Raw genomic sequence first — 10,701 nt, 5'->3', positions numbered from 1 at the left:
TCGTTTTTCGCGGGCAAGCCTCGCTCCTACAGGGAATCGCGTTTGCTTTTGATTTCCACCACTCATCAGGCCGAGCGTTAGCTCGCCTTCCGCTTTTGATCTGAGCGCCCCCTCGAGAGGCCGAGTGGAGGTTCTGCGTAGTGGGCAACCCGGCATGGATGCCGGGTTAGCCGCCCCCGGCCATGGATGGCCGATGGCGGCGGGCCCACGGAGCAGGACCGGAGCGAGGGTATGCCGAGCCATAGCGAGGCACCGAACGAAAGGGGCAAGAGGCCTTGGTTACTTGGGGCTCTTCCAAGTGACTCGCCGTAAGGGCGAAACCATTAGCCGCCCTCACCGAAGAACCGGATATTCACCCGATCCCAATCCCAACCAACCACCAAAACCCAAGCCATACACAAACCTGTCATCTACCCCATGCATGCTCTACCCACCAGAGACGCCGACGCGCCTGCACCTGGAATCCAGAACTTTCTTCTCGGGCCAATGGTCACTTAATGTGAACACGCCCCAGGCACTTTGTTTTCGGACTATTGAGTGGTGATCGAGATGGAAAGTATCAATCTATTGCTCGGTGAGGCTCTGAGCCCGTACCAGGTAACGTTGACCCCCTCGGGCGCTCACGGCGAATGCCTGGTGACACTGAAGAGCACAACCGGCGCCATCGTGGTCGAGCGGGAGTTCAATCAGGCCCAACTGACCGACAAACGTCTGCTCACGGATGTGGTCGACGGCTTGCATCGCGATCTGATGATTGCCGAAGGACGCCTGGAACCCTGTGTTATCGCAGCGTTGCGCAATGCTGCACAGGACAAGGTCGTGGCCAGCCGTAATTGAATTGTCTTTTGTGGGAACCTTCCCGGGCCAAGGTCAGTCAGAGCATGTAACAGCAGGATCAAGCATTGTGCTCCGGTGCTTGTAGTCGTGCTGCCACTGGTCTTTTTTTAGACCACGTTTAACCCCGAGATGTCTCCCCACTTCTCGGGGTTTCTTTTTGCCCGCGATTTGTCATTCCAGCGCCTGTTGCTCGAAATACTTCCTGGATTCCTCCAGATAGGCATCGCGACTTTCCGGGTCGAGCCACGCGGCGTACGCCTCGCTCAAGCGATCGTGGGGCATTTTGCGCAGCAATTGATTGATCTCGACAATCGCCTGCCGGCCTTTGGGCGTGTCGGTGCAGCCGATGTAACCGGACAAGAATTTCTCGGCGCCGCGAATCGGGTAGAACTGCAATTCATCCTCGGCGATCCCTTGCTGTTGGGCCTGATAGCGGATTTCCGGGCGGTATCCCAACAGCAGCCGCAAGCGCCCCAGGCGTTGCATCTGCAACAGGCTGCCCAAGGCGTCGTTGCCGTAGTGCGGGGTCAGCGAGTCAGGTGGTGCCTGTTTGAGCAGCGCGTCGAGGTAATCACCGTAGTTACGCTCGGCGATAATGCCCAACTTCTCGCCGCCGCTCGCCAGGAAGGCAGCCAGGTCCAGTTCACCGTCCTGGATGAAGGGGGCAAGCGTCTCACGGTCAACGCGCCGCACGGCCACGCCGTTACTCATGGCCCGAAACACCGGAATGGAAAACGCGATCCAGCGTTCGCGTTCCTTGCTCCGGTTCAGCGCCGCATCGCAGGTAAGGGACGGCTCGTGGAGCATTTGCAAGGCGCGAGCACGGTTGACTCGCATCAAGGTGTGTTCGTATTGCGGCATGCCGGCGATCAACAGCGGCAACAGTTGGTCGATGACGCCCAGGCCCTTTTTCGGTCCTTCGAAAATCGTCAGCGGTGGCAGATCCCGCAACAGCCAGATCATGGTTTCCTTGGGCTGCGCCATCGCCGACGAGGTCGGACCGATGAGCAAGGCTGTCGCCGCGAGCGCACACATCACCCTCCTGCCGTGTGACAGGCAGTCTGTGATGAGCAGCGAAAGCAGGCGTTTCAGCTTAGATGGCCCCGTCTTCACGCAGCTTTGCGATCTGTTCCTTGTCGTAGCCAAGATCGTTGAGTACCTGCGCATTGTGTTCGCCCAACTGCGGCCCGACCCATTGCGAACTGCCGGGTGTCTCTGAGAGTTTCGGCACAATTCCCGGCATCTTGAAATCTTTGCCGTCCGGCAGCTTTGCCTTCAGGAACATTTCCCGAGCCAGGTACTGCGGATCACTGAACATGTCTTCGGCGCTGAAGATCCGGCTGGCGGGGACATCAGCCTGATTCAACTGCTCGATGACGGTGTCCAGCGGCAGCGCATTGACCCAGCGATCAATCACCCCATAAATCTCGTCGCGACGGCTGTCACGCCCGTCATTGCTGGCCAGCGCCGGGTCGTTGGCCAGGTCTTCACGGCCGATGATCAGCATGAATCGTTTGAAAATCGCATCGCCATTGGCGCCGATCTGCACATGTTTGCCGTCAGCGCTGGTGTGGATCGAGGAGGGCGTGATGCCGGGCATGATGTTGCCGGTGCGTTCGCGAATGAAGCCGAACACGTCGAACTCCGGGACCATGCTTTCCATCATGGCGAAGATCGCTTCGTACAGCGCCACATCCACCACTTGGCCCAGGCCGCCATTGACCTCGCGATGACGCAAAGCCATCAACGCACCGATCACGCCCCAGAGCGCCGCAATCGAGTCGCCGATGGAAATCCCGGTGCGTACCGGCGGTCGGTCCTCAAACCCGGTGATGTAGCGCAGGCCGCCCATGGATTCACCGACCGCACCAAAACCTGGTTGATCCTTCATCGGCCCGGTCTGGCCGAAACCCGAAAGGCGCACCATCACCAGTTTTGGATTCAGTGCGTGCAAGACGTCCCAACCCAGACCGAGTTTTTCCAGCACGCCGGGGCGAAAATTCTCGATGAGGATGTCCGCTTCACTGAGCAGCTTTTTCAGGATTGCCAGGCCGTCCGGGTGTTTCAGGTTCAAGGTCAGGGACTTCTTGTTGCGTGCCTGAACGAACCACCACAGCGACGTGCCTTCATACAACTTGCGCCATTTGCGCAACGGATCACCACCGTCGGGGGATTCGATCTTGATGACGTCGGCACCGAATTCGCCGCAAATGCGCGAGGCAAACGGCCCGGCGATCAACGTGCCCAATTCGATGACTTTCAGACCTGAGAGGGGTTTGGCAGTGAACGGCATGCTGGATCCTGTAGGACAAAGGCTTGGCTGATAGAGCGTTTTAGCACAGCCCGCCGTCAGTCGCTCAAGGTTGATGGCCGCGAAGCCTGCCGCATCGGTTAGACTTGCCGCCTTTCCACGTATCAAGAAGCCCGTTCATGGCCCAGCCGTCCACGACCTACAAGTTTGAACTGAACCTTACCGACCTCGACCGCAGCGTTTACGAGACGGTGAAGCAGACCATCGCCCGTCACCCTTCGGAAACCGAAGAGCGCATGACCGTGCGGCTGCTGGCCTACGCCTTCTGGTACAACGAGCAGCTGTCGTTTGGCCGTGGTCTGTCAGACGTGGATGAACCCGCCCTGTGGGAAAAAAGCCTGGATGATCGCGTCCTGCACTGGATCGAAGTCGGTCAGCCCGACGCCGACCGCCTGACGTGGTGCTCGCGTCGCACCGAACGCACCAGCCTGCTGGCCTATGGCAGCTTGCGCGTCTGGGAAACCAAAGTGATCCCGGCGATCAAGAACCTGAAAAACGTGCACATCGCTGCTGTGCCGCAGGAAGTCCTCGAAACCCTGGCCAAAGACATGCCACGCGTTATCAAGTGGGACGTGATGATCAGCGAAGGGACGATTTTCGTCACCGACGATCGTGGTCAGCACGAAGTCCAGTTGCAGTGGCTGAGCGGCGAACGCGGCTGATTTTTCGCCACGTCATCCGGTTTTATCCTACGTATTCAAGAGAAGTACCTGTCACCCTATGCGCATCGAACCTCGCCTGTTGCCCGACACCCTGCCATTCCTCGGTGACCTGCCGCCGCTGCTGACCCGTCTGTACGCGGCGCGGGGCGTGGTTTCAGAGGCTGAACTGGACAAGAGCCTGGCGCGGCTGATTCCGTTCCAGCAGCTCAAGGGCATCGATGCTGCGGTGGATTTGCTGGTGACCGCGCTGGAGCAGCGTCAGCGGATTCTGATCGTCGGCGACTTCGACGCCGACGGCGCGACGGCCAGTACCGTGGGCATGTTGGGCTTGCGCTTGCTGGGCGCGGCTCACGTTGATTATCTGGTGCCGAACCGATTTGAGTATGGCTACGGCCTTACGCCTGAAATCGTTGAGGTGGCGCTGACCCGCACGCCGCAGCTGCTGATCACCGTGGACAACGGCATCTCCAGCGTTGAAGGCGTGGCGGCGGCGAAAAAGGCTGGCCTCAACGTGCTGGTCACCGACCACCACTTGCCGGGCGATGAATTGCCGCTGGCCGATGCCATCGTCAATCCCAACCAGCCAGGCTGTGGTTTTCCGAGCAAGGCACTGGCCGGCGTCGGGGTGATCTTCTACGTGCTGATGGCCCTACGCGCGCGTCTGCGCAGCCTCGGCTGGTACGAGAGCAGGCCGCAGCCGAACATCGGCGAGTTGCTGGACCTGGTGGCCCTCGGCAGCGTCGCCGACGTGGTGCCGCTGGACGCCAACAACCGGATTCTCGTCCACCAAGGCCTCGAGCGAATCCGCGCCGGACGTGCGCGGCCTGGGATCAAGGCGATCCTCGAAGTGGCGAAGCGTGATCATGCGCGCATCACGTCCACGGATCTTGGGTTCATTGTCGGCCCGCGCCTGAACGCGGCGGGGCGACTGGATGACATGAGCCTGGGCATCGAATGCCTGCTCACCGAAGACGCCGGGCTCGCCCGGGAAATGGCTATCCAGCTGGACGGCATGAACCAGGACCGCAAATCCATCGAGCAGGGCATGCAGCGCGAGGCGCTGGCCCAGCTCAAGGATTTGCCGGTGGAATCGATGCCGTTCGGCCTGTGCCTGTTCGATCCCGAGTGGCACCAGGGTGTCATCGGCATCCTCGCCTCGCGTATGAAAGAGCGCTATTTCCGTCCGACCATCGCCTTTGCCGATGCAGGCGATGGCATGCTCAAGGGCTCGGGGCGTTCGGTGCAGGGCTTCCATATTCGTGACGCCTTGAGCGTGGTGGCGGCTCAGCACCCAAATTTGATCAGCAAGTACGGCGGCCATGCCATGGCGGCAGGCTTGACCTTGCCGGAAGCGAATTTTCCGCTGTTCGCCGAAGCCTTTGACGCTGAAGTGCGTAGGCAATTGCGCGAAGAAGACCTGACCGGGCGACTGCTGTCGGACGGGACTTTAGCGGTCGAAGAATTTCACCTCGAACTGGCCCGTGCTTTGCGGCATGCCGGTCCTTGGGGGCAACACTTCCCGGAGCCGTTGTTCCATGGTGTGTTCCAGTTGGTCGAACAACGGGTTGTTGGCGAACGGCACCTCAAAGTGGTGCTGAGAAGTGAATGCGGTTCGGTGAAGCTGGACGGCATCGCGTTTGGAATCGACCGCGATATCTGGCCGAACCCGACCATCAAATGGGTGGAGCTGGCCTACAAACTCGACCTTAACGAGTTTCGCGGGAATGAGACGGTCCAGTTGATGATTGCTCACATAGAACCGCGTTGACGCTATCGCTGTAGGAGCGAGGCTTGCCCGCGAAGGCGATGTCCCTCACGACGAATCTCTCGGAACCCTCCCTCAACCGTCAATGTCGACTAGGCTCTAAGCACTGCTTGATTTTCCTTGTGACGTCTTGTCGAATTTTTTGCCCGCGGGGGCGGGTGCTGCACCTTTTTCCTGTCACTCGTCGACTTTCAAACAGAACCCTGGAGCCTGCCCACTGATTCGAGAGGTGCCCCATGAGTCTGCTGCTTGAACCCTATACCCTTCGCCAATTGACCCTGCTCAACCGCATCGCGGTGTCACCGATGTGCCAGTATTCGAGTGTCGATGGCCTGGCCAATGACTGGCACCTGGTCCATCTCGGTAGCCGTGCTGTCGGTGGGGCCGGTCTGGTTTTTACTGAAGCCACGGCAGTGACGGCCGATGGACGCATCACCGCCGAAGACCTCGGCTTGTGGAATGACGAACAGATCGAACCCCTGCAACGCATCACGCGTTTCATCGCCGCCCAAGGCGCTGTCGCCGGAATTCAACTGGCCCACGCCGGGCGCAAGGCCAGCACCCATCGGCCGTGGATCGGCAAGCACGGTAGCGTCAAACCTGAAGATGGCGGCTGGACGCCGGTCGGTCCTTCGCCCATTGCGTTCGACCCACAGCACACACCACCGAAGCAGCTGAATGAGAGTGAAATTGCCGAGGTCATCCAGGCGTTCGTTGATTCAGCGAAACGGGCGCTGATTGCCGGTTTCAAAGTCGTCGAGGTTCACGCGGCTCATGGTTACCTGTTGCATCAATTCCTATCGCCCTTGAGCAATCAGCGGCGCGATCAATACGGTAGTTCGTTCGAGAATCGAATTAGGCTGGTGCTGCAAGTCACCGAAGCGGTGCGTGCGGTGTGGCCTGAGGAGTTGCCGGTGTTCGTGCGGGTCTCGGCCACCGATTGGGTGGAAGACGGCTGGAATCCGGATGAAACCGTTGAACTGGCGCGTCGCCTCAAAGATTTGGGCGTGGACCTGATCGATGTGTCGTCGGGCGGCACGGCGGTCAACGCGGAAATTCCTACAGGCCCCGGTTATCAAACCCGCTTCGCCGAACGAGTACGCAAGGAGTCAGGCATCGCCACCGGCACCGTAGGAATGATCACCGAGCCGGCCCAGGCCGAGCACATTCTGCGCACCTGTCAGGCGGACATTATCTTCCTCGCCCGTGAGCTGCTGCGCGACCCGTACTGGCCATTGCATGCGGATGATGATTTGGGTGGACACAAGGCCATCTGGCCGGCGCAGTATCAACGCGCGACGCATCGGGATCAGCCGATTCATGAGTCGGATTTGCGTGACTGAGTGATGCGCTAAAAGCAAAAAGCCCCGATCGATGTGATCGGGGCTTTTGCGTTTTTGTGCAGGGATGTTTGTTGGCTGTCAGGCCATCTTCGCGGGCAAGCCTCGCTCCTACAAATTTATGTCGAGCTCATCATCCTCGTTCGACACTAACCTGTAGGAGCGAGCGGTGCGGCGATCCGACTTGCCCGCGAAAGGGCCCGCCCAGACAACCCTTCAAACTCAGGTGTACTTACGCTTCTCCGGCGCCGGCGGGAAATACTGATACAACCAGGTCTCGCTCAACGTCCGGTCATTGGTGCGAATAAACAACCGCAGCTCCACCGGGGCCACACTGTCATTGGTCGGGAACCAGTCAAAGGTAATCCGGTAGCCCTTGATGTCATCCAGCACCAGCACGTTGAAATCCTTGACCTGGCCGTTGGAGCACGTCACCACCGGTTCAATGCCCGTACCTTCCGGCAAGCGATCCAGCCCGCCGCCAGTGAAGTCCACCGCAAACCGGCGCGCCCAGACTGGCGGGTAATGCTCGCCCGGGGCCCAACCTTCAGTGAAGCCGCCCATGCCCGAACGGGTCGCGTTGACCCGCGCCAGTGGCGTTCCGACCGGCGGCAAAGCGCTCCAGTACAGCTTGTAGCCGTAGTTCAGGGAATCACCGGCCGCGACCGGTTTCTTCGGGGTCCAGAACGCGACGATATTATCCAGGGTTTCGCCGGTTGTAGGAATTTCCAACAGATCGATAGAGCCTTCGCCCCACGCGGTTGTAGGTTCTACCCACAGGCTCGGCCGCTTGCTGTACCAGTCGACGGTGTCCTGATAACTGGCGAACTCGTGGTCGGTCTGCACCAGGCCGAAACCTTTCGGGTCGGTGTCGGCGAAGGCATTGAATTGCAGGGTCGCCGGGTTGTTCAGCGGACGGCAGATCCACTCGCCGTTGCCACGCCACATCGCCAGGCGATCCGAATCGTGGATCTGCGGGTGGATGGTGTCGCACATGCGCCGCTCGTGGGTGCCGCAGCTGAACATGCTGGTCATCGGTGCGATGCCCAGTTGTTCGATGGCGGTACGCGCATTGATGTGGGCGTCGACGGCCATGACGACCTGACTGGCCTGGCAATCGATATCAAAACGGTAGGCACCGGTGGCACTCGGCGAGTCCAGCAGGGCGTAGACCACGAAACGGGTGCTGTCCTTGTCCGGGGTTTCGAACCAGAACTTGGTGAAGTCGGGGAATTCTTCACGCTTCTTGGCGTAGGTATCGACCGCCAGACCGCGCGCCGACAGGCCGTATTGGCCAGTGGCGTCTACCGCACGGAAATAACTGGCGCCGAGGAAAGACAGCACGTCGTGCCGGTCCAGTTCCGGGGCCTTGAACAGCTTGAACCCGGAGAAACCCAGATCGCCCGTGAGCTGCTTGGTATCGACCGTGGTGTTTTCATAGTTGAACAGCGAAGGGCGGAAATGCACCTCCCGCGCCTGACGTGTCTTGGGGTCGACGCTGTACATGCGCACCGGCTGCTTGAAACCCATGCCGACGTGAAAAAACTGCACGTCCAGCTGACCTTTCAGATCCTTCCACAGCGAATGATTGCCGTCGTAGCGGATCGCGTTGAAATTTTGTGGGGTCATGGTCGCCAGGGTCGGCGGCAGCACTTGCTTGGTGTCCTGATAGCGGTTGCCGGCAAGTTGCTTGGCCTGGATTTTCAGGGCTTCGAAATCGAACGCCTGTGCCTCGCCGTCAGCCGTGCCATTACCGGCCCAGGCCCGCGCAGCCAACAGGCCGGAGGCGGACAAACCGGTGTAGGCAGCGATGGCCATGGACGCTTTGAGCAAATTCCTGCGGTGCATAAGTACAACCTGTCGTGAACAATCCCGCGCCGTTCCTGGCACGTGCTGGATCAGAAATGGAGGTTCGGACATGCCTTCGGCCAAACGCAACGGACTTTAAACAGATGCCAAATAGCTTAAACCGTTCGGTGGCAGAGCAAAAATGATTGATGGCGTGGCAGTGGCACCGCTATGAAACAAGACATTTCCGGTAAACGTTTCCCACAGAGATTTCTGATTTATGCGGCATTTCTGCTTTTTTTGACTAATTACTCTAAAAACCGCTTTTCAGCGCCAATTTACTTCCTATTCTATGGGCATGACCGGTTTCTGCCCTCAGGCCGGTGGGATTCAGTTGGCACGAGGTGACCGCTGAAAAAGGGTAGGGCGATGCGGTTTTTGAAGTTTTCTTTTTGACGTAGAGAGGGACATCGTCCATGTCGAAAGTACAAGGCATCACTGAAATGTTGGGGATCTTTCCGTGCCTGGGTATGGGGCGGCGAAGGCGCCGGCTTAATTCCGAGGAGTTGAAACTGGTGGAGCGGTATCGCGAGTTGTCGGAGAACGACCGGATTGCGATGCGGTATCTGGTGGATGCGATGCGCAGTGTTTCGCGGTTTTGAGTAAGAAGCCGAGGGGCGGACTGTGAAGTCTGCCCCTTTTTCATGTGCGCCCGGCATGGGCGCAATCTTGCGGGTGCCGATCAACCGCTGAGGCTTTCGATCAGGCTTTCGAGCGCTTCAGTGATATTTTCATCTTGCGCCAGTTGCGCTGCTGCAGTCGCTCTGACTTGACGTGCCAAGCGGTATTCACTGGGCGTGCAGTTTGCGAACTGCTTGAAGGCACGAGCGAAGTAGGACGGATCCTTGAAGCCGGCCTCATAGCCGATGCTGGTAATAGGCATCTGGCTGTTGTCGAGCAGCTCTTTGGCGAAGTTCATGCGCTTGTTCAAGATGTAATCCGTGAAGCCAAGTCCATTGGCTTCCTTGAACAGGCGGCTGAAGCGAAATGTCGTCATGCCGCAGCGCTGCGCCAAGTCCCTTTGATCGATGCTGTCTCGAAAGTGCTGTTCGATGTACAGCATGACATTGCTCAGCGCCTGGTGTTTTTGGTGCCCTGAGGTCAGCCGGATACTGTCCGGCAGGGTTGGGGAGTGGTCGATCAGCATCGTCTTGCGCAGGTCGGTCACATTTTGGCGCAGCTCGCAGAGCTGAACTACAGCAGTCAGGTAGCGACTTTTCTCTGTGAGCGAGAGCGGGAGCACCATGTATTCCCAGACGCTGGAACGCATGGCCCAGACGGCCAGTTCCTCTGAGTGCTGCACGGTGAACATGGTGATCGGGATGCCCGGTGTGCTGCGTTTGATCTCCAGCAACAGCCTCAAGCCTGGTGTGTCGGGGCGATCGAAATGCATGCAGATCATGTCCGCCTGTTCCCCGATGGGCAGCGCGGAGTTTTTCGCCAGTTTGCAGTCGCAGGTACCCTCGAACTGTGCGATGAGTTCTTTCGTGGATCGATCATGAGTCAGATCGAACCATAGGAGCGATGGCCTTTTGGTCAAATTGGACGTCATGTCTCTACTCGGCAGGTCTGATTGACTCTCTACTCGCTAGTATTGCCAATACGCCATCACTTTGCAGATTGAATCCTTATAAAAACGACGAATTACAGATCTGTTCGATCTATGTGTTTCCTGGAAGGCTGCCCGGTCCCAGTGTTTGCGGGTGTGTTGTCGACGAACCCGGGTTTAACCACTTGTCGCTTCTGAATCAATGCCAATTGCCGTTGCGTTTCAATGCCTTGTTTACCCCTCTCGCGACTTCTGCAAAGGCCAATGAACCGTATCCGGCCGCTGCGCAAAAAAGTCCTAACGATGTGCAAAATCCTCCTAACGCCTATGCCTGCTTACTGACTAGGGTTGCATCAGGCAGCACAGAAAGTTCTGCCTCAGAAACACAA

Annotated in this window: 9 protein-coding genes; 5 read left to right on the top strand and 4 right to left on the bottom strand. The window is 58.7% G+C overall.

Translation table 11 applies throughout. From position 1 onward, the window contains the following. Positions 1–549: 549 nt before the first annotated feature. Positions 550–837, top strand: a complete 288-nt coding sequence (locus KGB25_RS17240; protein ID WP_008042363.1) for a DUF3509 domain-containing protein — start codon at positions 550–552, stop codon at positions 835–837. A gap of 171 nt (positions 838–1,008) precedes the next feature. Here the strand turns inward: KGB25_RS17240 and KGB25_RS17235 are convergent, their stop codons facing one another. After that, positions 1,009–1,872 carry a TIGR02285 family protein gene (locus tag KGB25_RS17235; RefSeq protein WP_008042362.1) on the bottom strand — a complete coding sequence of 288 codons (864 nt, stop codon included), beginning with the start codon at positions 1,870–1,872 and terminating at the stop codon, positions 1,009–1,011. A gap of 58 nt (positions 1,873–1,930) precedes the next feature. Then, a complete protein-coding gene (locus KGB25_RS17230) occupies positions 1,931–3,130 on the bottom strand; it encodes a CaiB/BaiF CoA transferase family protein (protein ID WP_008042361.1) in 1,200 nt (399 codons plus the stop codon). Positions 3,131–3,267: 137 nt separating this feature from the next. Here KGB25_RS17230 and KGB25_RS17225 point away from each other — a divergent pair, with 137 nt between their 5' ends. From KGB25_RS17225 to KGB25_RS17215, 3 genes are all read left to right on the top strand, one after another. Continuing rightward, positions 3,268–3,810, top strand: a complete 543-nt coding sequence (locus KGB25_RS17225; RefSeq protein WP_007944886.1) for a YaeQ family protein — start codon at positions 3,268–3,270, stop codon at positions 3,808–3,810. Between the two features lie 58 nt (positions 3,811–3,868). Continuing rightward, positions 3,869–5,578, top strand: a complete 1,710-nt coding sequence (recJ, locus tag KGB25_RS17220; RefSeq protein ID WP_192228461.1) for a single-stranded-DNA-specific exonuclease RecJ — start codon at positions 3,869–3,871, stop codon at positions 5,576–5,578. A 233-nt stretch (positions 5,579–5,811) separates the two neighbouring features. Continuing rightward, a complete protein-coding gene (locus tag KGB25_RS17215; protein ID WP_008029680.1) occupies positions 5,812–6,918 on the top strand; it encodes an NADH:flavin oxidoreductase/NADH oxidase in 1,107 nt (368 codons plus the stop codon). A gap of 219 nt (positions 6,919–7,137) precedes the next feature. On the opposite strand, the gene KGB25_RS17210 is transcribed toward KGB25_RS17215, so the two are convergent. Next, a complete protein-coding gene (locus KGB25_RS17210; protein WP_223416217.1) occupies positions 7,138–8,763 on the bottom strand; it encodes a glucan biosynthesis protein D in 1,626 nt (541 codons plus the stop codon). Between the two features lie 416 nt (positions 8,764–9,179). Between KGB25_RS17210 and KGB25_RS17205 the strand changes: the two genes are divergently transcribed. Next, on the top strand, positions 9,180–9,365 hold the full coding sequence (locus tag KGB25_RS17205; protein WP_008029684.1) for a hypothetical protein: 186 nt from the start codon (positions 9,180–9,182) through the stop codon (positions 9,363–9,365). Positions 9,366–9,445: 80 nt separating this feature from the next. On the opposite strand, the gene KGB25_RS17200 is transcribed toward KGB25_RS17205, so the two are convergent. After that, positions 9,446–10,315, bottom strand: a complete 870-nt coding sequence (locus KGB25_RS17200; RefSeq protein ID WP_223435970.1) for a response regulator transcription factor — start codon at positions 10,313–10,315, stop codon at positions 9,446–9,448. Positions 10,316–10,701 lie beyond the last annotated feature (386 nt).

Source organism: Pseudomonas sp. BF-RE-21, assembly GCF_019947305.1.
Lineage (GTDB): Bacteria > Pseudomonadota > Gammaproteobacteria > Pseudomonadales > Pseudomonadaceae > Aquipseudomonas > Aquipseudomonas migulae.
Note: the sequence above shows the minus strand (reverse complement) of the source record. Positions and strands in the feature narration are given on the sequence as shown.